Genomic DNA, 21,878 nt, shown 5'->3' on the forward strand with positions numbered 1-21,878 from the left:
TACATCAATCATTCAAAAATGCTTCCAAATCAACATCATAGTTTTTTATAAAGTTGATGCTTTTTTCAATTTCATCGTGCATTAAGCAATCTTCTTTTACAACGTGAACAACTTTTCTGTAATCTTCAATTAGTTTTTCAACAAAACTGGAGCTTTTCTGTGTTCTAAAACTCAAGGCTTGAGATGCATTAAACAATTCAATTGCTAGAATAGTGCTAAGGTTTTCAGTAACTTTAATCAACTTGGTTGCAGCATTTGCGCCCATACTAACATGATCTTCCTGCCCATTTGAAGAAACAATTGAATCTACAGTTGCAGGTGTACACAATTGTTTGTTCTGGCTTACAATGCTTGCAGCGGTGTATTGCGGAATCATAAACCCGCTATTTACGCCAGAATTGTGTACAAGAAAATTAGGTAAATTACGCAAACCAGAAACCAACTGATAAACTCTTCTTTCTGAAATATTCCCTAATTCTGATAGGGCAATAGCTAAATAATCTAAAGGTAAAGCTATAGGTTGTCCGTGGAAATTTCCACCTGAAATTATTTTGTCTTCGTTTACAAAAATATTTGGATTATCAGTTACGCTGTTTATTTCCGTTTTTATGGCTTTGGTTACAAAATCTATTGTATCTTTTGTAGCTCCATGAACTTGCGGCACACATCTAAACGAATAGGGATCTTGGACGTTTTGTTTTTCTATTTTTCCCAACTCACTATCGGCCAAAAGTTCACGAATTCTTTTTGCAGTTTTAATTTGCCCGGCATGCGGTCTTACATCATGTACTAATGGATCAAACGGAGACATATTACAATCAAAAGCATCGATTGAAATTGCTGCAATTACATCTGCAAAATAAGTTAAATGATGCGCTTTTAGTAATGCATGAACTCCGTGAGCACTCATAAATTGGGTTCCATTCAATAAGGCTAAACCTTCTTTAGATTGCAGTACAATAGGTTCCCAACCCAATTCTTTCAAAACAATTTCAGAAGATTGTATTTTACCTTTATAGTAAACTTTTCCTTTTCCTAAAAGTGGTAATGCCAAATGGGCGAGTGGTGCTAAATCTCCAGAAGCACCAAGTGAACCTTGTTCGTAAATTACAGGTAATACGCCGTGGTTATAAAAATCTACAAGTCTATTCACAACTTCTAAACTAACACCGGAATGTCCATAACTTAGCGATTGTATTTTTAGTAGCAGCATGAGTTTAACAATATCAAAATTAATTATGTTGCCTGTTCCACAAGCATGCGAAAGCACTAAATTTTCTTGTAATTTGGAAAGTTGATGATCAGAAATTTTGATGTTGCAAAGCGAACCAAAACCGGTGTTTATTCCATACACAGCTTGGTTACTTAAGTCTTGTTTGGCGTCTAAATAAGCTCTGGATTTTTTAATATTAGCAACTGCTTCTTCGCTGAGTTTTAAATCTTGTTGGTCTCTTAAAATACAGTAAATTTCAGATAGAGTTAAAATTTCAGAGCTAATATAAAAAGTCTTGTTCATTGCTGTTTCGTTTTAATAATCTTAACAAAAGTAAGGTATTTTTAAGGAATTAAAAATCAAGATATTTAAAACTACAATATAATTATAGATAACACAATTTAACTTATTCGTATGTATTTAATTAGCTCTTCAACTTTTTAAACAAGTAAGATTTATAAGTATTCGTTTAATATTTGTATTTTTGAAAATTATTCAAGTAAGCACCAAATGACCAAAAAAAGCAAGAAAAATGCTTCTTCTAAAAAAAGCAAATTAAGTTTCCCTAAGCTTAATTTCAATAAAAAGAACAAAGTTATTCTTGGTAGTTTCTTGTTGTTCTTTGGTATTTCCTTAATTATAGCTTTTGTTTCGTTTTTGTTTACATGGAAAACCGACCAAAGTATTTTATCTGAAGTTGCCCAAAGAGATGTTGTTGCTCAAAATTGGCTCAGTAAATTTGGAGCTAAAGTCAGTCATTTTTTCATTTATGAAGGATTTGGCTTGGCTAGTTTTTACATTGCTGTTTTAGTAAGCATTACAGGCTTGTATTTATTTTTAAACATTGCAGTAAAAAAATTACAGAAATTCTGGCTTTGGGGTTTGTTATCTATGCTTTGGCTATCGCTTTTACTTGGCTATATTTTACCATCTTACGCCATATTAGGTGGGGTTATAGGTTTCGAAATAAACGATTATTTGCAAGCCTACATCGGTAAAATTGGCGTAGGGATTTTATTAGCTTTTCTATTTATTTTATATGCTGTAACCCGATTAAATTTTACTCCAGATGTATTAATTGGAAAACTTAAATCTACTAAAAAATCAATTGATGAAGATTTCTCTTCTGTTGAAAGTAATGCAGGTGGAAAAGAAAATCAAGCTTCAAATGAAATACCCGAACAAAAAAGTAGAGAAGATGAAGATTTACCAAAAGAAGATGAACAACCAACTACTGTAGATTTTCAGGATTCACCAACTTCAACTTCTTCAGAAAAAGAAGAACCTAAACCAAAAGAAAAAATTGTTATTGAATCTCAAAATCAAGATGATGTAGCAATGGAAGTAGAAACCGCCGAAGAAGAAGATGAAGTGGACACCACAAGCAAAAAACTTGTTGAAGATTTTGGCGAATTTGATCCGACTTTAGAACTGGCAAATTATCAATTTCCAGGCATCGATTTATTGAAAGATTACAACAAAGGAAAAAGCATAACCATTGACCAATCTGAATTAGAAAGCAACAAAAATAAAATTGTAGATACGCTTAAAAACTATAAAATTGGTATCGCTGAAATTAAAGCCACGGTAGGACCTACGGTAACTTTATACGAGATTATTCCAGAAGCAGGAATCCGAATTTCTAAAATTAAAAATTTAGAAGATGATATTGCTTTATCACTTTCGGCTTTAGGTATACGTATTATCGCGCCAATTCCAGGCAAAGGAACCATTGGTATAGAAGTCCCTAATCAAAACCCATCAATCGTTCCCATGCGAACGGTAATTGCTTCTAGTAAATTTCAAGAAACAAAAATGGCTTTGCCTATTGCTTTTGGTAAAACCATTTCTAACGAAACTTTTGTGGTAGATTTGGCTAAAATGCCGCATTTACTAATGGCAGGTGCAACTGGACAAGGTAAATCGGTTGGATTAAATGTTATTTTAACTTCATTATTGTACCAAAAGCATCCAGCAGAAGTAAAATTTATTTTAGTAGATCCTAAAAAAGTAGAATTGACGCTTTTCAATAAAATTGAAAGACACTACTTAGCAAAAATGCCCGATGTAGAAGAAGCCATAATTACAGACAATTCTAAGGTAATTAATACGCTAAATTCACTTTGTGTAGAAATGGATGCGCGTTACGATTTGCTAAAAGATGCCATGGTTAGGAACATAGCAGAATACAACGAAAAATTCAAAGCTAGAAAACTCAACCCAGAAAATGGCCATAAGTTTTTACCTTACATTGTTTTAGTGGTAGATGAATTTGCAGATTTAATCATGACAGCAGGTAAAGAAGTAGAAACTCCAATTGCCCGTTTAGCACAATTAGCTCGAGCTATTGGAATTCATTTAATTATAGCCACGCAAAGACCTTCGGTAAACGTAATAACCGGAATGATTAAAGCCAATTTCCCAGCACGATTGGCTTTTAGAGTAACTTCTAAAATAGATTCTAGAACCATTTTAGATGCAGGTGGAGCAGACCAGCTAATCGGTCGTGGTGACATGCTATTTACGCAAGGAAACGATTTAGTCCGTTTGCAATGTGCATTTGTAGATACGCCTGAAGTGGAACGAATTACAGACTTTATTGGTTCGCAAAAAGCCTATCCAGATGCACATATGTTACCTGAATATGTAGGCGAGGAAAGTGGCACAAGTCTTGATGATAATGTAGATGAGCGCGATAAGCGATTTAGAGAAGCCGCAGAAATTATTGTTACTGCCCAACAAGGTTCAGCATCCCTTTTACAACGTAAAATGAAACTCGGATACAACAGAGCTGGCAGAATTATAGACCAACTAGAAGCAGCCGGAATTGTTGGTCCTTTTGAAGGAAGCAAAGCCAGACAAGTTCTAGTTACAGATTTAACGGCTTTAGACCAAATGTTAGAAAATTAATACAAATTATATGAAAATTAAAATCATTCTTTTTTCAAGTTTTTTACTTATTCTTAGCAGCATAACTTCCGTAAAAGCTCAATCTGACCCGAAGGCAGAAACACTTGTAAACAAAGTATTGCAAAAGGTAAATTCGTATGAAAATGTTGTTATTTCATTTAGGTATGTATTGGAGAATACTTCAGAAGACATCAAACAAGAAACACGTGGCGATGTTACCATTGAAGATGAAAAATACCTTTTAAATTTGATGGGTACCAAACGTATATTTGATGGCGAATATATTTACACCATTATTCCAGAAGATGAAGAAGTTATTATTTCAAAATACAATGAAGCCGATGAAAGCGAAATTACTCCTTCTAAAATGCTTACTTTTTTTGAAGATGGGTACAACTTTAAAATGGATATTGTGCAAAATGATAAAGGAAGAAAAATTCAGTTTGTAAAACTTATACCTATGGATTCTGATGCAGAAGTAAAAGAAATATATTTAGGAATAGATGAGCAAACTTACCATATTCACAATCTTATACAAGTGCAAGATAACGGTACCAAAACCGAAATTAAAGTATCGAGTTTTAAAGTAAATCAGCCTTTGTCTGAAATTCTTTTTCAATTTAATGAAGAAAAATACAGTAATTATTACATCAATAGATTAGATTAATTTGAAAATACTTGACCGATATATCCTGTTTTCTTTTCTGAAAACTTTTTTCTCTGTATTTGTAATTCTGATGCTCATCTTTGTATTACAAGCTATTTGGACGTTCATTTCAGACTTTGCAGGTAAAGACATCGAGTTAATTGTAATTGCCAAGTTCCTTTTTTACTATTTACCTTATCAAGTCCCGCTATTATTACCCTTAACTATTTTAGTAGCTTCCATTATGACTTTTGGTGACTTTGCTGAAAACTATGAATTTGCCGCCATGAAATCGGCTGGGATTTCACTTCAACGAGCCATGAAAAGTTTAATCGTTTTTATAGTATTATTGGGTTTTGCTACTTTTTATTTTTCAAATACGGTAATTCCTTGGGCAGAATTTAAAGCCATTAATTTAAAAAATAATATAGCTAAAGTAAAACCAGCGATGGCTATTGTTGAAGGAGTTTTTACGCAAATTGGGGAGTACAATATTAAAGTTACAAAAAAGTCTGGCGATAATGGCCAATACTTAGATGATGTAATTATTCATCAAAAAATTAAGGGTAGACCGGGAAATTATACCGTAATTAAATCTAAAAGTGGCGAATTAGCATCAGAAGAAAACTCAAATTACTTGAAATTAATCTTGTATGATGGTCACTATTACGATGAAATTTACCCAAAAACATTTGAACAACGCCAAAAACTACCATTCGTAAAATCTTCTTTCGGAGAACATGTTATAAATATAGACTTGTCTCAATTAAATAATGTTGATTTAGGAGACGAAAGCGTAAGCCATCCTTATAAAATGCTCAATGCATCAGAATTAATTATACAGATAGATTCTGCTTCTCAAGGTGTAAATAAATCACAAGCACGTTACCAAAACTTAATAAAGCAGCGTAATGGCTTTTACAGTGTTTCTAAAAGAGAACGTATTGTTAAAAATTATAACAAAACAAACACTAAAGATGCTGCTAAAAAATCTTCAACAAAAGACACTTCGGAGAAAAAGTTAAATAAGAAAATAGATAGCAATATTTCTAAAAGTCCTAAGCTTCAATTAAACACTAGTCAAATTCCAAATTCGAACCTTAGCGACTCAACTCCAGAAAATTCTAAATTAATCGACCAAAAGAAACGCAAAGAAAAAAAGAAACCAACTTATAAAGATTTATCTGGTGAATCTGATATGCAAACAATTTTAGCTGAATATCCTGACCGCGAATGGGGTCAAATTTTTAGTCGAGCAATCAGCACCGTTAATAGTGTGATTCCACAAGTACAGAACCAGCAAAATTCTTATAAAAATAGATACATTGTACTCAATAAAACGGAAACCCATTTACACAATAAATATGCATTGGGAGTTGCTTGTGTTATTTTATTTTTTGTGGGAGCACCTTTAGGAGCAATTATTCGAAAAGGAGGAATAGGGCTTCCTTTAGTATTTGCAATTTTGATTTTTTTAATCTACCACTTTTTAGGCATATTTGCTCAAAATTCTGCTGAAACTGGAAAAATTAGTCCTTTCTTAGGTTCTTGGATTTCCACTTTTATATTTTTCCCCGTAGGATTTTATTTTACCTATAAAGCAACAACAGACCAAGGTTTTGTTAACATTGATTTTATTGCGGTTCCTATTCGTAAATTGTTAATTAAACTGAAACTGAACAAGTACAAAACCAGAGAGTAATTACATTTACCATATGACAAAGACAAACGATTCTATACAACTATCTAGCATAGAAGAAGCCATTGCAGATATTAGAGATGGCAAAGTAATAATAGTTGTAGACGATGAAGACCGTGAAAATGAAGGAGATTTTTTAGCAGCTGCTGAAAAAGTTACTCCAGAAATGATCAATTTTATGGCTACACACGGCCGTGGCTTAATTTGTACACCACTCACCGAAAATCGATGTAAAAGATTGAAGTTAGATATGATGGTTGGTAATAATACCGATCCTATGGAGACCGCATTTACAATATCTGTAGACTTACGAGGAAGTGGTGTAACTACTGGAATTTCTGCATCAGATCGAGCGAAAACCATCAAGGCGCTAGCTAATGATGAAACCAAACCACAGGATTTAAATCGTCCTGGGCATATTTTTCCGCTAAAAGCGAAAGAAGGTGGAGTTTTACGCCGTACAGGACATACAGAAGCAGCTATCGATTTTGCAAGACTAGCAGGGTTAAAACCAGCTGGCGTAATTGTAGAAATAATGAATGAAGATGGAACAATGGCCAGATTGCCACAACTGGTAAAAGTTGCTGAGAAATTCGATTTAAAATTGGTAAGCATTGAAGATTTGGTTGCTTACCGAATGCAGCATGATTCTTTAATTAATAAAAAAGAAGATTTCGATATACAAACTCGATTTGGTTCGTTTCGTTTAAGAGCTTATCAACAAACCACAAACCAACATGTTCATTTAGCTTTAACTAAAGGCGCTTGGAAACCTAACGAACCAGTAATGGTAAGGGTAAATTCAACTTTAGTGAATAATGATATCCTTGGAACATTGACAAATAATGCAGATAAAAAATTAGATGACATGTTTCAAGCTATTAACAAAGAAGGCAAAGGAGCCATTGTGTTTATTAATCAATCTACCCAAGGTTTAAATTTGTTGAATAGATTGAATGTGCTAAAAGAGCAACAAAATCAAGGTATAATTAAAGCTCCAAATGTAAGCATGGATGCAAAAGATTTTGGAATAGGGGCTCAAATTCTTCATGACTTAGGCATTCATAAAATTAAGTTACTGTCTAATTCTAAAAAGAAGAAAAGAGTAGGAATGATAGGATATGGTTTAGAAATCACCGAATACATTTCATATTAAGCAATTTATTAAGATTGTATAAATTGATTATTAAAACTATTTAAGATTATGGGATTACTTATATTGTATTTATCGCTTGTTTTAATAGTTTCATTTATCTGCTCCATAATGGAATCGGTTTTACTTTCTTTGCCAGCATCCTACTTAACATCTCAACTTGAAAATGGAATTAAAAGTGCGGAACTTATGTTGATACAAAAAGAAAACATAGATAAACCACTTTCAGCCATACTTTCGTTAAATACAATTGCACATACAGTAGGAGCTGCGGGAGTTGGAGCGCAAGCTACCATATTATTTGGCGATGTATATTTTGGTTTGGTTTCAGCTATACTTACCATATTAATTTTAGTGGTAACAGAAATAATTCCTAAAACACTAGGAGCAAATTACGCTAAGGAATTAATGGGAATTTCTGCATCCATTATTAATGCTATGATTTTTATAACTTATCCTATTGTATTAACATCTTCTTTTCTTACCAAAGTGCTATCAAGAAAAGACAATGAACCCACCACCAGTCGGGAAGAAGTTTCAGCTTTAGCAAATATCGGTACCGATGAAGGTATTTTTGAAGACAATGAAAATAAAATTATTCAAAATTTAATCAGATTAAAAGACATAAAGGTTTCTGAAGTAATGACGCCAAGAGTTGTTGTTATTACGGCTAGCGAAGATATGACGCTTCAAGAATTTATGGATAATAAAGAATTTTTACACTTTTCAAGAATTCCCATTTTTAAGGAAAATAAAGACAATATTACGGGTTACATATTACGCTCTATGGTTTTTGAAAAATTAGCAGAAGATCAGTTTGAAGTTAAACTGAAAGACATCAAGCGTAATATTTTAACTTTTCCTGAAACAGTAACCCTATTTCAAGCATGGGAAGAAATGCTCTCCAAAAGAGAACATCTTTCTTTGATAATAGATGAATATGGTGGTATGGACGGAATAACCACCTTAGAAGATATTATTGAATCTTTATTGGGTTTTGAAATTGTAGACGAAAAAGACAAAGTAGACGATATGCAGAAATATGCTATAAAAAAATGGAGAGAAAGACAAAATGACAATGAAAAAAACCAATAAGTTGTCTGATTTTTTACCTATTTTATAATATTCAATGCATAAAAAAAGCGCTACCTTTTAGAGTAACGCTTTGTTTTGTATTCATCTTAAAAAAACTAGCCTAAGTAAGTCTTTAATATTTTACTTCTAGAATTGTGCTTCAATTTACGAACACCTTTTTCTTTAATTTGTCTAACGCGTTCACGTGTCAATCCAAATGTTTCACCAATTTCTTCCAGTGTCATAGGTTGGTTTCCATTCAAACCAAAGTATAAACGAATTACATCTGCATCTCTTGGGGCTAAGGTATCTAATGCGCGTTCAATTTCCGTTTGAAGCGACTCATGCATTAACTCTTTATCTGGATTTGGCGATTCGTCAAAATTCAACACGTCATACAAACTAGAATCTTCTCCTTCGCGAAGCGGAGCATCCATAGATAAATGTCTTCCAGAGTTTTTTAAAGACTCTTTTACGTCATTTATAGACATATCCAACTCTTTTGCAATTTCATCAGGACTTGGTGGACGCTGATTGGTTTGCTCTAAAAATGCGTAGGTTTTGTTTATTTTGTTTATCGAACCAATTTTATTGAGCGGTAACCTAACAACACGAGATTGTTCTGCTAAAGCTTGTAAAATAGATTGTCTAATCCACCAAACGGCGTAAGAAATAAACTTGAATCCACGAGTTTCATCAAAACGTTTTGCAGCTTTAATCAAACCTAAATTTCCTTCATTAATTAAATCGGGTAGGGTTAAACCTTGGTTTTGGTATTGTTTAGATACCGAAACTACAAATCGTAAATTGGCTTTGGTAAGCTTTTCTAAAGCACGGTCGTCGCCAGCTTTAATACGTTGTGCTAATTCTACTTCTTCTTCAGCAGTAATTAGGTCTACTTTTCCAATCTCTTGTAAATACTTATCTAAAGAAGCAGTTTCACGATTGGTTACTTGTTTGGTAATTTTAAGTTGTCTCATGGATAACTATTCAATTTTATAGTTTATACGCAATTAATTGAAAAAGGTTACAAACAATCTTCAAAAAAATAGCAGGCAAAAATAGTACAGCTTGAATATTAAAAACCACATTTTTGATTGTTTTTTTTCGCTTAATTCTGTTAAACCTTCAATTCGCTCAAAATAGGTTTACTAAATAAAGTTTGTTTTAGTTCGATAAGTTTCAGAAAATCAATTCAGTAAAACTTATTTTTATTAATTATAGCATAACAGTAGAAGGTGTTCATTCAAAAGAAATAAAACGTACCTTTGCCGACTTAAAATTACGCTTTTTATGAATATCAAGAACATTGCGATTATCGCTCACGTTGACCACGGAAAAACAACCTTGGTGGACAAAATCATGCACCACTGTAAATTGTTTCGTGAAAACGAATCTACTGGAGACCTTATTTTAGATAATAACGACCTGGAAAGAGAAAGAGGGATAACAATTGTATCCAAAAACGTTTCTGTTGTTTACAAGGATACTAAAATTAATATTATTGACACTCCTGGTCACGCCGATTTTGGCGGTGAAGTGGAGCGTGTTTTGAATATGGCTGACGGAGTTCTTCTTTTAGTTGATGCTTTTGAAGGACCAATGCCTCAAACTCGTTTTGTTTTACAAAAAGCTTTAGATCTTGGCTTAAAACCATGTGTGGTAATCAATAAAGTTGATAAACCGAATTGTACGCCTGATGAAGTACATGAAAAAGTTTTCGATTTAATGTTTGAATTGGGTGCAGAAGAATGGCAGTTGGATTTTCCATCGGTATACGGATCTGCATTGAACAATTGGATGAGTGATAGTCCAGATGTAAAAACTGAAAATATAGAACCACTGCTAGACATGGTTATAGAGCATATTGATTCTCCCGAAGTTAAAGAAGGAAATACGCAAATGCTGATTACTTCTTTAGATTTTTCTTCTTACACAGGTAGGATTGCTATCGGTCGTTTACACCGAGGAGTTTTAAAAGAAAATATGCCCGTTTCATTGGTGAAACGCGATGGTACAATTTCCAAAACAAGAATAAAAGAACTGTATACTTTTGAAGGTGTTGGAAGACGTAGAGTTGAAGAAATTCAACCTGGCGATATCTGTGCAATTGTAGGGCTTGAAGGTTTTGAAATTGGAGATACAGTGGCAGACATTGAAAATCCTGAAGCACTAAAATCCATTGCAATAGATGAACCAACCATGAGTATGTTGTTCACTATTAACGATTCTCCTTTCTTTGGTAAAGATGGAAAATTTGTAACTTCTAGACACATCAAAGATCGTTTGATGAAAGAATTGGAAAAAAACTTAGCTTTACGTGTAGAAACAACCGATTCTGCTGATAAATTTAATGTTTTTGGTCGTGGAGTGATGCATTTGTCGGTTTTGATTGAAACCATGCGAAGAGAAGGTTACGAATTGCAAATTGGTCAACCGCAGGTAATTATCAAAGAAATTGATGGTGTAAAGTGCGAACCCGTTGAAGAATTGACCATTGACTTACCAGAGAATATTTCGGGTAAATCTGTTGAAATGGTAACTATGCGTAAGGGTGAAATGCTGAGCATGGAAGGCAAAGGAGAACGAATGACCATTCAATTTTTGATTCCTTCGCGTGGAATTATTGGCTTAAGAAATCAGTTGATGACTGCCACTGCTGGTGAAGCGATTATGGCACATCGTTTTAAAGAATTTCAACCATTAAAAGGAGACATTCCACAACGTATGAATGGATCTTTAGTTTCGATGGAAAAAGGAAAAGCAATTCCGTATTCAATTGATAAATTACAAGATCGTGGAAAGTTTTTTGTTGATCCAGGTGAAGATATTTACGAAGGTCAGGTAATCGGTGAAAACTCTCGTCAGGATGATATGACGGTGAACATCACCAAAACCAAGAAATTATCTAACGTACGTTCTTCTGGAGCAGACGACAAAGCGAAAATTGTTCCTGCTAAAAAGTTTTCTTTAGAAGAAGCCTTGGAGTATATTCAAAAAGATGAATATGTAGAAGTTACCCCTAATTTCTTACGTATTCGTAAAATCTATTTGAAGGAAACGGACAGAAAACGCTTCAAAATAATTTAATAACCAATTTGTAATTGCTACTTATTTGTAGCTTCTTACACTAGGTTGTTCATATTCAAACACCAATTTCTCTTTATGAAGTTGGTGTTTTTTATTTTCACCTTTCCATTCCCATGCAGAACTGTATTGAAAGTTATCATCGTCTCGTAAAGCTTCGCCGTCTTCGGTTTGAAATTCTTCTCTAAAATGTGCTCCACAAGATTCATCGCGTTGTAAAGCATCTTCACACATGAGTAATGCAATTTCAAAATAATCATACACTCGTCCGGCTTTTTCTAGTTCTGCATTTACTTCTTTTGTTGTGCCTGGAACCAAGACATGTTGAAGAAAATCTTCTCTTAAATCAGTAATTTGTTCAATGGCTTTTTGTAAACCATCTTTACTTCGAGAAAGGCCGCAGTAATCGTAAAGCAGTTTTCCTAATTGTTTGTGGTAGTGGTCTACTGTTTTGTTTCCTTTGTTGTTGATGAAAAACTCCAACTGTGTTTTTACTTTGTTTTCAGCTTCTTCAAAAGCTTTATCTATTGTTTCTGGCAAAGGATTTTTCAGTTCATCTGCTAAATAATTTCCAATGGTATATGGCGCAACAAAATAGCCATCAACACAAGCTTGTAATAGTGAATTAGCACCTAATCGGTTAGCTCCGTGATCGCCAAAATTAGCTTCACCTAAAGCAAAAAGACCTGGAATATTGGTCATCAATTCGTAATCTACCCAAAGTCCACCCATTGAAAAATGTGCTGCTGGAGAAATTTTCATGGGTTCTTCATAGGCATTTATTCCGGTGATTTTTTCATACATCGAAAATAAATTTCCGTAGCGTTCTTTGATCATATCTTTGCCATGATTTTGTATAGCTCTTCTAAAATCAAGGTATACTGCATTTTTCATAGCGCCGACACCAAAACCTTTGTCTATTCTTTCTTTTGCTGCTCTTGAAGCAATGTCTCTTGGTGCTAAGTTACCAAAAGCGGGATAGCGTCTTTCCAAATAATAATCGCGTTCTTCCTCGGGAATTTCATTGGGTTTACGTTGTTCATCTTTGTTTTTGGGTACCCAAATCCGTCCATCATTTCGGAGTGACTCAGACATTAATGTCAATTTAGATTGATGATTTCCTGATTGGGGTAGAGAAGTAGGATGAATTTGCGTCCAACTCGGGTTGGCTACAAAAGCTCCTTTTTTATGGGCTCGCCAAATAGCTGAACCATTGCAACCCATGGCTAAAGTAGATAAATAGAAAATTTTTCCGAAACCGCCAGTGGCTAAAACTACCGCATTGGCAACATGCCTTTTTATTTCTCCTGTTTCTAAATTTCTAGAAATAATGCCTTTGGCTTTTCCATTTATGGTTACCAAATCCAACATTTCATGACTGGTATGTAGTTTTATTTTTCCACGATTTACTTGACGCAAAAGTGCTTGATAAGCACCCAATAAGAGCTGTTGGCCAGTTTGACCTCGGGAATAAAAAGTTCTACTAACTTGCACACCACCAAACGAACGATTGTTTAAATAGCCGCTGTATTCTCTTCCGAAGGGAACGCCTTGTGCAACGGCTTGATCTATTAAACTCATTGAACATTCTGCTAAACGATATACATTGGCTTCACGTGCTCTAAAATCTCCCCCTTTTAAGGTGTCACGAAACATTCTATACACGCTATCGCCATCGTTTTTATAATTTTTGGAAGCATTTACTCCACCTTGGGCTGCCACAGAATGCGCTCTTCTGGCGGTATCTTGAAAACAAAAAGATTCTACATTGTAACCCATTTCAGCAAGTGAAGCAGCAATAGAACTACCTGCTAATCCCGTGCCTACCACAATAATCTTTAACTTATTCCGGTTGTTAGGACTTACTAATTTGGCATTATTCTTATAATTATTCCACTTTTCTGATAAATGCCCGGAAGGAATTTTAGAATCTAACATAGTTTTGGATTTGCTGTCTCCCAAATGTATCATTTTTCAACTAAACGGATTAAAAATATTTAATGTTATTAAATAGACTTGTAATAACCAATTTTTAACCATAGTCGATGTCGAAATCGGTCTTCCACCAAGTAGTCGTCTGTTCTGTAATCAAAACCTATTTCAAGTTTGTTTTTGTCGTTAAAGTAAAAACCTAAACTGGTAGTAAATCGGTTTTCAATATCATCTTCACCGTTTTGATTCATGTAGATGACTTCATTACTAATACTGAGGTACTTTTCGCCTGGATCCAGTTCAAAACCTTGTAATGGAATTTGTCCTTTTAATCGGTAACGGAATCTCCATAAAATTTCGGCTTCTTTAAAAAAAGTTTGATCTGTTCTTACGCGATGTCCAATTCTAAATCTAGATTCGCGTTGTAAAATGGAAAGCTGCTGAATGGGTCGGTGGGTATTTTCACCATCTTCAATGCGGTATTGATATCCCAAATTTATTTTTACGTAAGGGCTTATTTTTCTGCTGATAAAACTTTGTAAATCGGTTAAAACGTGGTTGTACTCCAATTCTTTATTTAATTGAGATGTCTTATCAAATAAACCGTGTTGCGATTCAATTTTATGTGTAATAGAATAGGTTTCATTTAATTTATAAGATAAAGAAGCTTCAGGAAAAACACCTGAAGAAAATCGTGTGTTTTGTGCTTGAGCATAAACATGGTAAAGGAAAATACAAAAAAAACTAAGTATAATGTTAAGACTGTTCTTCATCATTAATAATCTAAATTATCCGTTGCTTTTAATTTGATTTCTCTAATTTGAAGCAAATTTCCTACAGCATCAAATAAAGCTTCCCATAGCTCATCCTTGGTTTTATTTTTACCATAAAATTCAATTTCGTAATTAATTTTTATGTCGTCATCTAATTCATCTTCATCAATTAAATCTTCTAAATCATCAATGCTGCCTACATATTGAATTTGCACTTTTTTGATTTTGTATTTGTCGTACTCCGTTTCAAAGTAAGTTGTGATGCTTTTTTTGGTCATCGTTTCAATTTCATCAAAATCGATTAATACTTCAATATTAACAAGTATTCCGTTAGGTGAAATTTCAACGCTGTGTTTTTTGTTTTGGTAAGTTAGTTTGGCTTCGTAGACCTTTTTTTCGCCATCGGTTTGGTAAAACCATTTTACTTTGCGCTGTTTTTCGTAAGCATCTTTAAACCAAGACATGACTTCAGTTGGCACGTCTTTCTTTTTAATTCTTCTTTCTTGTTCATTTTTTACTTGAGCTTGCATTTGCAAAAGAAAAAAAAAGGACGAAATATAGGCGAATGTTTTCATTTGTTGTTTTTTTCAAAAATATGAAATATTTGAATTCTATATTTACAACTTGAAATTTGTAAATTGAATTTTTAATCTTTTTCTACGTATGAAATATACACTATTAAGCTTGTTTTTGTTTAGTATTTTGACTGTCTTTTCGCAAAAAAAAGAAGTGATTTATGAGGTAGATGGAATTCGAGTTGATCCCGTTTTTTATGAAGAACTAAACGACCTTAATGATGAAATTGTTGATCGCTTTAAAGTAATAGAAGATGAGATTAAGATTAATGCTTTGGGCTATTCTAACGCAGAGCGTTTAATACAAATTGAAACAAAAGCTTATGTAAGCAGGCCTGATAGTTTAAAACGTATTCCATCGACTAGAGAAATGGATAGGATTTTAGGAAAATGGCATCTAAAAGATAATCCGCAAGTGTATACTGGTCCTTTTAGAGATTACTATTTGAATGGAAATCTACAAGGAAAAGGAAATTTACAAAAAGGCAAATTAGAAGGTAAACGTTGGTTGTATTTTAAAGATGGAAGTATTTCTGAAGAATTACATTACAAAAACGGCTTTCCAGATGGCAAAGAAATTCGTTATTATCCCAATGGAAAAATTAAGCAGGTTGGTTATTATAATAAAGGTTTTGAAGTAGGTGAGTGGAAAAAATTTCACATTAATGGAGAGCTAAAACAAGTTTCCAGTTTTAATGAAAATGGAAAACTTGATGGTGAAGTGCTTACCTATTATTCAACAGGTGAACTAAAAGGGGAAAGTAAATTTAAGGATGGAAAATTAATTAATGATCGAAAAACAAGAAAATTAAATGAAGCTTACGACACCGCGAAAAGAAGTTTTGAGTTGGGTAACTTCAAGGAAGCTGAAGAGCTTTTTACCAAATGTATCAAATTAAAATCGGATTGGAACGATGCGTATTTTGGTCGTGGAACTGCATATTTGAATGATAATGAATTTGAAAAAGCTTTATCTGATTTTAATAAAGCCATAGAAATTGAACCTTTAGACGCTTATGCCTATACCAACAGAGCTTTTGTGCTAATTAGACAACAGGAGTTTAAAGCAGCAAAAAAACAATCTTCAACAGAAGGAATGCAGGTTTTTGGGACAAAAAATGTAGAAATTCCAGATGAAGATATACAGAAAATTTGTCAAGATTTACAAAAAGCAAAAGACTTGGGTGATGATAGTAGAATGCTACTCAACGCGATTAGCAAATATTGCTACTAGTTAAAAGTGAGCTTGAAATATTATTGAGCTTGGCAATTGTTACAATGAGTATAAAAGATAACTAATATTCAAAGTATACCCGTTGTGCAATTTAAGTTAAAATAGATAGCATAATGCCAGCCTGCCTGCCTGTTCAATCAGACAGATGCGAGCCTCAGGAAATTTTGTAAATTCATTTAATGGCAAGTGACAATTAAAAATAAAATTTTCATTTAAACTATCCATCAGCTGCTTCCCTTCCATTGATGGGAAGGGTTAGGGATGGGTGTAAACTAAAATACAAAAACACCCTTTGCCTTTCGGCATTTCCCTTCAGGGAAAAAATTCAATCAAACTTATTAAATAAAGATAAAACCAGTAAAGCTTTTTGAAAGTTGCTAAAAACAGACAAATTATATAAAAATGTTATTACTAGTGATTTTTTGAATAAAATCATGTCGATAACCAATTTATATCTAAAAATTCTTATTCTCGATACTTCGGAGACATCGGGATTACTGATTTCAATCGTGAAATTCACTCGAATTGACTGAAATTTGTCAAAATACACAAAGGGTAAAATATGTAGAATTAGAATTAAACCTATAAATTAACAATAAAGTTGTTTATATTTTAAAGAATAATTATTTTTAATATGAATTACACAAAATTATTTTTTTCATTATTCGTTACCATTTTATGTTCGTTTATTCAACCAGCTATTTTATTTTTTGATGATCATCCAACTGGATTTTTGATGTATCTGGCAGAATATAGTTTTATCACCATCATTATATCTTTTACCTGGTTTCTTATCAACTTGATCAAGTTTTTAAAATATCGATTTTTAAGAAGATTTGATATTACGCAAGAAGATAATTTAGCATCAAGAAAAGTATATACACAAATTAACTTGCTAGAAAAAGTAGTTGTTTTTGTAATTGTACTTTTTGGTGTAGGAATGATTTTACTCTCTTTTGAAAGTATACGACAAATTGGTGTTGGTCTCTTTGCTTCAGCTGGTGTTGCTGGAATTATTATAGGTTTATCTGCACAAAAAGTAGTAGGTGCTTTGTTGGCTGGAATTCAAATAGCCATTACACAGCCATTTAGAATAGATGATGCAGTTTTGGTAGAAAATGAATGGGGTTGGATTGAAGAAATCAACCTTACCTATGTAGTAGTTCGAATTTGGGACAAAAGAAGATTGGTTTTACCATCAACTTATTTTCTAGAAAAACCATTTCAAAATTGGACACGAACTTCAGCAGATATTGTTGGTTCAGTTTTTATTTATACCGATTATACGGTTCCTTTTGTTGCATTAAGAAAAGAGTTGGATAGATTATTAGAACAAACTGAATTATGGGATAAAAAAGCCAAAGTGCTCCAAGTAACCGATGCTAAAGAATCTACCGTGGAAATAAGAATTTTAGTGAGTGCTAAAAATTCGCCTACCGCTTGGGATTTGCGTGTATTTATCCGAGAGAAACTAATTGAATTTTTACAGAATAATTACCCAGAGAGTTTACCTAAATCCAGGATTGTAATCAATCACCCCGTTGATGCTGATAAAAACAACAAATAAATGATGATTTCTAAAGACTTATTTAAAAAATATATTTCAGGAACATACAACAGCTTCAATATTTTAAGGAAGCTATAGTTATTTCCCTATTCCATTCTTCAAATCTTAAAAAATATCTAAAATTTCAAATTAATAGGTTAAAGTCTATTCACAGAAAAATGCTATGTTTGAACACAGATTTACAGAACATGAAAAAAATTACTTATTTATTGGTATTGCTTGTTGTATTATCTGCTTGTAATTCAGCCAAAAGAGCTCAAAAAAATATAGCTATGGGAAATTACGAGCAAGCCATTGATATAGCTATAGATCATTTACAACGTGACCAAACTCGAAATCGAGGTCAAGAGCAAATTTTAATTTTACAAGAGGCATTCAATAAAATAAAGCTCAGAGATAAAAAAAGAATTCGATTTTTAGAGCGAGAAAAGAATGCTTCCAATAGCATTGAAATTTATAACACCTACCAAAAATTAGATCGTATTCAAAATCGAATTCAGCCCTTGCTTCCTTTATATCACGAAGAACTCGGAAAAAATGTAGAATTTGAATTCACCGATTATTCAACAGCTATTTTAAATGCACAGGATCAATTGGTAGATTTTTATTACAACGAAGCAATTAATTTATTAAACACCCGTGAAAAGTTTAGCGCTCGCCAAGCTTATGAAGATTTGCAGAAATTAGAAAGCATCAGACCAAACCATAAGGACACTAGAAACTTAATTGATGAAGCCTATTTTCTAGGAACTGATTTTGTTATGGTGAATATCCAAAACCAAACTGGATTTGTGATTCCAAAACAAGTGCAAGAAGCTTTAACCGATTTTAATACTTATGGCTTAGACGATAAGTGGACGCAATATCACACCAATCTTGAACCTGATTTAGATTATGATTTTGAAATGCTAATCGACTTTATCAATTTTGGCTTTTCTCCAGACCAACTCAGAGAAAAAGAAATACAACTTAAAGATGAAGTAGTAGACGGTTGGAGATACAAAACCGATGCTCGTGGTAACTTTGTTAAAGATGATGAAGGCAACCGCATTAAGGAAGATGTTTATGTTGATGTAGAAGGCGTTTTACTGCAATCTATCCAACGAAAATCGGTTGCTGTTGAAGCACGCGTTATTTTTAACGATCTTAAAGCCAATCAAAAAATAAATACAATTCCTTTAATGAGTGAATTTGTTTTTGAAAATAGCTATGCACAATTTCAAGGAGATGCTCGCGTATTGAATGACGACGAGAAAAGAATGCTTAAAAACAGACCTGTCCCGTTTCCAACAAACGAGCGAATGCTAATCGATGCAAGTGACGACATCAAGACTCAGTTAAAATCTATTATTCAACGAAACAAAATCCGATAAAATGAAAAACACACTTTTACTAAGCTTAATTTTTGTAGCTAATCTTTATTCTGTAACTGCTCAAGAAACTTACACACTTTATCTTAATGGCGAAGCTCACGAAATTGAACTCAATGAAAATTACACCAAGAAGATAGGTAAGGAAGAAATTGAATTTCAGCTGAAAGCTAAAGATACGCTGTATTATGAAGACGAATTGATGAGATTTGCTTACTTGCGTTTAAACCCGATTTCTAAAGTGGAATTAGATGAAACCATTGACCAAATTATGATGATGACAGCAGAAGGAACTGGCGTTATTGTTCAAAAATATTTAAGTATTAATCCCATTTTTTTGAATGAAATGATGCTCAATGAAGTTACCAAAGAAAGTTTAAATTATGGTTTCGACTTAAAGCGTGATGAATACCAAAAAACATTGAAAAGCGGTCAAACACTAACTGTTCAAAATGCTACTTTAACGTATAAAGATGAAGTGAATATTTACGAAGTAGCTACCATTGGTGGTAACGACCAAGGTATAATGGTTATGACCATTGCTATGGATAACAATCCAGATACCATGGGCAAACAACTTATTAACTTGTTATGGTCTACGCTAGAGTACAAAGATTAATTCTACTTTTTTGAAATTTTTTAACTCGTTTATCTTTTTTAAGAACTTACTCCCGTTGGTTATGGATTTCTAGTAGTTTTAAAAAAAACGACTAGAGTTTAAATCGCTTTTATATTTTATGCGAAATACATTTGTATGCGTAAAATAATTGTTTGATTGTGTAGCTTAATTTTTGCCACAATTATCTAAAAGGAAGCAACACATTTAAGAAAATGCTCTGAAAATAATTAAGGTGTAGAATTTACTTAACTTCTCTGTTTAAGATTGTATTTTAGTTTTAAACTTAAATTATAGTGATTTTCCTTTGAAGATATAATCCACAAGAAATAATATTTTTGATGAATGTAAAATTAAATTTATTTTTTTCGCATAAAAAATTAAATTTATTTTAGTATAACTTTGAGTGTTTTAACATCTAATTTAGAATTAATCTGTTTTTAGCAGTAAATACTAAATAAAAGTTAATAAAAATTTAATCAAATAAATCGTTTTATTATGTTTGTGACGAATTTAAGAGTTAAATTCAATTTTTTTTAATAAAAACAACAAAAAATGAAAAAATTAAGTCTATTATTAACTTTAACATTAGGTTTATTTATTGCATCATGCTCAAGTGATGATGATTCTGGAAGTAAAAACAACAATTGTGTTACTTGTGAAATCGAATTATTTGGAACTGTCAACACAACTGATTATTGTGACAATGGTGATGGTACAGTAACTGTAACCGCCGAAGGTGAAGAAGAAGTTGTTGACTTGGAAGGTGCTACTTTTCATCAGTTTATTTCAGCTTTTGAACAACTTGGTTCTTGTAACTAGTGTTTAGCTTAACATCCTTACAAAAATGCTGTTTTTTATAAGACAGCATTTTTTTTTTGGCGCTAATTCATAGCGATAGTATACCAATTTTACCTTTAATTGAAATAAATAAAACTCGGCTATGAGTCGTTAAGTGAATAAGCGATTAATTTAGTAAATGCATTCGTGAGAATTTTCAGAAGTAGCCGAGAAAAAGCAGTTACTTATATTCAGGTTTGGCATGCCTTTTTTTGAAACAAGTTAAATCTTAATCAGTTGTATTTTCATAAATCTTTCATCTTACATTATGAATTCAACTCTTTCTATTGTAAAAATAAAATCATTAATAATATCTCATCTCAGACCTATAATATTCGCATTAGCTTGAGAATTTACATAGCCAACTACATTAAATATGATTACACTTTATATGTTAATTGCTATAACTATTTAAAGGTGAAATGCTTAAAAATAAAGAAGAGGGCAGCGTAGAATTAAACCAATATCAATTCTTTAACTACATCTTCACCTACTTTTTCATTGAGCATATCAATAATTTTTTGTTTTCCGTAGCTCAATTCTTCGCGTAGAGTAGAAGATGAAAGTTTGACAAAGAGCTTTCCTCGGTTCAATTGTAAACTTACCGTATAGCTTTTTATAGCTGGTCCTAGTTCGCTATGCCAAGCTTCTTCAATTGCCATTTGTGTAAAGCCTTTTGAAAGTGTTTTCTTGTTTTTGAAATCTTCCAAAATATCCTTCAGGCTTTTTTCTTCGCTAAATCTAGTTTTGTTTTTCATCATCAAATTCCATTAAGCCTTTGTAGCGCTGATAGGTGTACGTTATTCCGTTGTTGTTTTTTACAACAAGTTTTTCTTCCGTTAGTTCAATAATTTCTTCATTCCAAGAATCGTAAGGGGTTTGGTATTTCAAAATTAAATTTCCTTCTTTTCCTTCTATAAGCTGAAATTCTTCAACATCTTTACTGCCTTGAAATTTACCAGAAAATTGTGGTTTTACTTTCTTCCGAATTCCAGTTGAATCTTCCAACACAATATAATCAATGTTTTCATTCATTTGAAAGACTTTTGATTTTCCTTCTTCGTTTTCAGCTTTACTTATTTCCCAATAACCTTCTAATTGTGCTATGTCTATATGATGCTGTTCACAGCCAAATAAAATAAACAAAGATAAAATAGTAAATAGCTTTTTCATTAAAGTATAAGTTTAG

The 21,878-nt window shown here is 32.7% G+C and carries 18 protein-coding genes; 11 read left to right on the plus strand and 7 right to left on the minus strand.

All coding sequences use genetic code 11. From position 1 onward, the window contains the following. Window positions 1-4 precede the first annotated feature (4 nt). Window positions 5-1,516, minus strand: coding sequence for a histidine ammonia-lyase (gene hutH / locus IEV72_RS02965; protein ID WP_188457599.1), 1,512 nt, complete (start codon window positions 1,514-1,516; stop codon window positions 5-7). Between the two features lie 207 nt (window positions 1,517-1,723). Between hutH and IEV72_RS02970 the strand changes: the two genes are divergently transcribed. Genes IEV72_RS02970 through IEV72_RS02990 form a run of 5 tightly spaced genes read left to right on the plus strand, consistent with a single transcriptional unit; the run spans window position 1,724 to window position 8,716 of the window. Further along, a complete protein-coding gene (locus IEV72_RS02970) occupies window positions 1,724-4,123 on the plus strand; it encodes an FtsK/SpoIIIE family DNA translocase (RefSeq protein ID WP_188457600.1) in 2,400 nt (799 codons plus the stop codon). Between the two features lie 10 nt (window positions 4,124-4,133). Beyond that, window positions 4,134-4,790 (plus strand): outer membrane lipoprotein periplasmic chaperone LolA1, encoded by a 657-nt coding sequence (gene lolA1 / locus IEV72_RS02975; protein ID WP_188457601.1) that lies wholly within the window; start codon window positions 4,134-4,136, stop codon window positions 4,788-4,790. A 1-nt stretch (window position 4,791) separates the two neighbouring features. Beyond that, the gene (locus IEV72_RS02980; RefSeq protein ID WP_188457602.1) at window positions 4,792-6,471 is read left to right on the plus strand and encodes an LptF/LptG family permease; all 1,680 of its coding nucleotides are present in this window, start codon (window positions 4,792-4,794) and stop codon (window positions 6,469-6,471) included. Between the two features lie 13 nt (window positions 6,472-6,484). Beyond that, complete coding sequence (gene ribB, locus IEV72_RS02985) at window positions 6,485-7,624, plus strand: 3,4-dihydroxy-2-butanone-4-phosphate synthase (protein ID WP_188457603.1); 1,140 nt, start codon at window positions 6,485-6,487, stop codon at window positions 7,622-7,624. 48 nt (window positions 7,625-7,672) lie between these two features. After that, on the plus strand, window positions 7,673-8,716 hold the full coding sequence (locus tag IEV72_RS02990; RefSeq protein WP_188457604.1) for a CNNM domain-containing protein: 1,044 nt from the start codon (window positions 7,673-7,675) through the stop codon (window positions 8,714-8,716). A 95-nt stretch (window positions 8,717-8,811) separates the two neighbouring features. On the opposite strand, the gene IEV72_RS02995 is transcribed toward IEV72_RS02990, so the two are convergent. Then, entirely contained in the window at window positions 8,812-9,675 is an 864-nt protein-coding gene (locus tag IEV72_RS02995; RefSeq protein WP_188457605.1) for a sigma-70 family RNA polymerase sigma factor, read from the minus strand. Window positions 9,676-9,988: 313 nt separating this feature from the next. Here IEV72_RS02995 and typA point away from each other — a divergent pair, with 313 nt between their 5' ends. Beyond that, the gene (gene typA / locus IEV72_RS03000; protein WP_188457606.1) at window positions 9,989-11,785 is read left to right on the plus strand and encodes a translational GTPase TypA; all 1,797 of its coding nucleotides are present in this window, start codon (window positions 9,989-9,991) and stop codon (window positions 11,783-11,785) included. 21 nt (window positions 11,786-11,806) lie between these two features. On the opposite strand, the gene IEV72_RS03005 is transcribed toward typA, so the two are convergent. The 3 genes from IEV72_RS03005 to IEV72_RS03015 form a co-directional block, all read right to left on the minus strand. Continuing rightward, on the minus strand, window positions 11,807-13,720 hold the full coding sequence (locus tag IEV72_RS03005) for a fumarate reductase/succinate dehydrogenase flavoprotein subunit (RefSeq protein WP_188457607.1): 1,914 nt from the start codon (window positions 13,718-13,720) through the stop codon (window positions 11,807-11,809). A gap of 68 nt (window positions 13,721-13,788) precedes the next feature. Beyond that, window positions 13,789-14,490 (minus strand): DUF2490 domain-containing protein, encoded by a 702-nt coding sequence (locus IEV72_RS03010; RefSeq protein WP_229731780.1) that lies wholly within the window; start codon window positions 14,488-14,490, stop codon window positions 13,789-13,791. After that, window positions 14,490-15,062: a hypothetical protein gene (locus tag IEV72_RS03015; protein ID WP_188457608.1), complete on the minus strand. Its 573-nt coding sequence runs from the start codon at window positions 15,060-15,062 to the stop codon at window positions 14,490-14,492. The genes IEV72_RS03010 and IEV72_RS03015 overlap by 1 nt, the downstream gene beginning before the upstream one ends. An 88-nt stretch (window positions 15,063-15,150) precedes the next feature. Between IEV72_RS03015 and IEV72_RS03020 the strand changes: the two genes are divergently transcribed. From IEV72_RS03020 to IEV72_RS03040, 5 genes are all read left to right on the plus strand, one after another. Further along, complete coding sequence (locus IEV72_RS03020; RefSeq protein WP_188457609.1) at window positions 15,151-16,296, plus strand: toxin-antitoxin system YwqK family antitoxin; 1,146 nt, start codon at window positions 15,151-15,153, stop codon at window positions 16,294-16,296. Window positions 16,297-16,930: 634 nt separating this feature from the next. After that, window positions 16,931-17,863: a mechanosensitive ion channel family protein gene (locus IEV72_RS03025; protein ID WP_188457610.1), complete on the plus strand. Its 933-nt coding sequence runs from the start codon at window positions 16,931-16,933 to the stop codon at window positions 17,861-17,863. A 188-nt stretch (window positions 17,864-18,051) separates the two neighbouring features. Next, window positions 18,052-19,236, plus strand: a complete 1,185-nt coding sequence (locus tag IEV72_RS03030; RefSeq protein ID WP_188457611.1) for a lipoprotein — start codon at window positions 18,052-18,054, stop codon at window positions 19,234-19,236. A gap of 1 nt (window position 19,237) precedes the next feature. Further along, on the plus strand, window positions 19,238-19,852 hold the full coding sequence (locus IEV72_RS03035) for a hypothetical protein (RefSeq protein ID WP_188457612.1): 615 nt from the start codon (window positions 19,238-19,240) through the stop codon (window positions 19,850-19,852). Window positions 19,853-20,404: 552 nt separating this feature from the next. After that, on the plus strand, window positions 20,405-20,671 hold the full coding sequence (locus IEV72_RS03040) for a hypothetical protein (RefSeq protein WP_188457613.1): 267 nt from the start codon (window positions 20,405-20,407) through the stop codon (window positions 20,669-20,671). Window positions 20,672-21,144: 473 nt separating this feature from the next. Here IEV72_RS03040 and IEV72_RS03045 read toward each other — a convergent pair whose 3' ends face one another. Both IEV72_RS03045 and IEV72_RS03050 read right to left on the minus strand, forming a co-directional pair. Further along, the gene (locus IEV72_RS03045; RefSeq protein ID WP_229731782.1) at window positions 21,145-21,450 is read right to left on the minus strand and encodes a DciA family protein; all 306 of its coding nucleotides are present in this window, start codon (window positions 21,448-21,450) and stop codon (window positions 21,145-21,147) included. After that, window positions 21,431-21,862 carry a lipocalin family protein gene (locus IEV72_RS03050; protein WP_188457614.1) on the minus strand — a complete coding sequence of 144 codons (432 nt, stop codon included), beginning with the start codon at window positions 21,860-21,862 and terminating at the stop codon, window positions 21,431-21,433. Before IEV72_RS03050 ends, IEV72_RS03045 begins: the two co-directional genes overlap by 20 nt. Between the last annotated feature and the right edge of the window lie 16 nt (window positions 21,863-21,878).

The organism is Psychroflexus planctonicus, from assembly GCF_014640195.1.
GTDB classification, from domain to species: domain Bacteria; phylum Bacteroidota; class Bacteroidia; order Flavobacteriales; family Flavobacteriaceae; genus Psychroflexus; species Psychroflexus planctonicus.

Excerpts from the sequence above, each read along its gene's own strand:
- IEV72_RS03025 (WP_188457610.1), top strand. The coding sequence starts at position 16,931 with ATGAATTACACAAAATTATTTTTTTCATTATTCGTTACCATTTTATGT.
- typA (WP_188457606.1), top strand. The coding sequence starts at position 9,989 with ATGAATATCAAGAACATTGCGATTATCGCTCACGTTGACCACGGAAAA.
- IEV72_RS03010 (WP_229731780.1), bottom strand. The coding sequence starts at position 14,490 with ATGATGAAGAACAGTCTTAACATTATACTTAGTTTTTTTTGTATTTTC.
- IEV72_RS03035 (WP_188457612.1), top strand. The coding sequence starts at position 19,238 with ATGAAAAACACACTTTTACTAAGCTTAATTTTTGTAGCTAATCTTTAT.
- IEV72_RS03040 (WP_188457613.1), top strand. The coding sequence starts at position 20,405 with ATGAAAAAATTAAGTCTATTATTAACTTTAACATTAGGTTTATTTATT.
- IEV72_RS02970 (WP_188457600.1), top strand. The coding sequence starts at position 1,724 with ATGACCAAAAAAAGCAAGAAAAATGCTTCTTCTAAAAAAAGCAAATTA.
- lolA1 (WP_188457601.1), top strand. The coding sequence starts at position 4,134 with ATGAAAATTAAAATCATTCTTTTTTCAAGTTTTTTACTTATTCTTAGC.
- IEV72_RS03015 (WP_188457608.1), bottom strand. The coding sequence starts at position 15,062 with ATGAAAACATTCGCCTATATTTCGTCCTTTTTTTTTCTTTTGCAAATG.
- IEV72_RS03005 (WP_188457607.1), bottom strand. The coding sequence starts at position 13,720 with ATGTTAGATTCTAAAATTCCTTCCGGGCATTTATCAGAAAAGTGGAAT.
- IEV72_RS03050 (WP_188457614.1), bottom strand. The coding sequence starts at position 21,862 with ATGAAAAAGCTATTTACTATTTTATCTTTGTTTATTTTATTTGGCTGT.
- ribB (WP_188457603.1), top strand. The coding sequence starts at position 6,485 with ATGACAAAGACAAACGATTCTATACAACTATCTAGCATAGAAGAAGCC.
- hutH (WP_188457599.1), bottom strand. The coding sequence starts at position 1,516 with ATGAACAAGACTTTTTATATTAGCTCTGAAATTTTAACTCTATCTGAA.
- IEV72_RS03045 (WP_229731782.1), bottom strand. The coding sequence starts at position 21,450 with ATGATGAAAAACAAAACTAGATTTAGCGAAGAAAAAAGCCTGAAGGAT.
- IEV72_RS02990 (WP_188457604.1), top strand. The coding sequence starts at position 7,673 with ATGGGATTACTTATATTGTATTTATCGCTTGTTTTAATAGTTTCATTT.
- IEV72_RS03020 (WP_188457609.1), top strand. The coding sequence starts at position 15,151 with ATGAAATATACACTATTAAGCTTGTTTTTGTTTAGTATTTTGACTGTC.
- IEV72_RS02995 (WP_188457605.1), bottom strand. The coding sequence starts at position 9,675 with ATGAGACAACTTAAAATTACCAAACAAGTAACCAATCGTGAAACTGCT.
- IEV72_RS03030 (WP_188457611.1), top strand. The coding sequence starts at position 18,052 with ATGAAAAAAATTACTTATTTATTGGTATTGCTTGTTGTATTATCTGCT.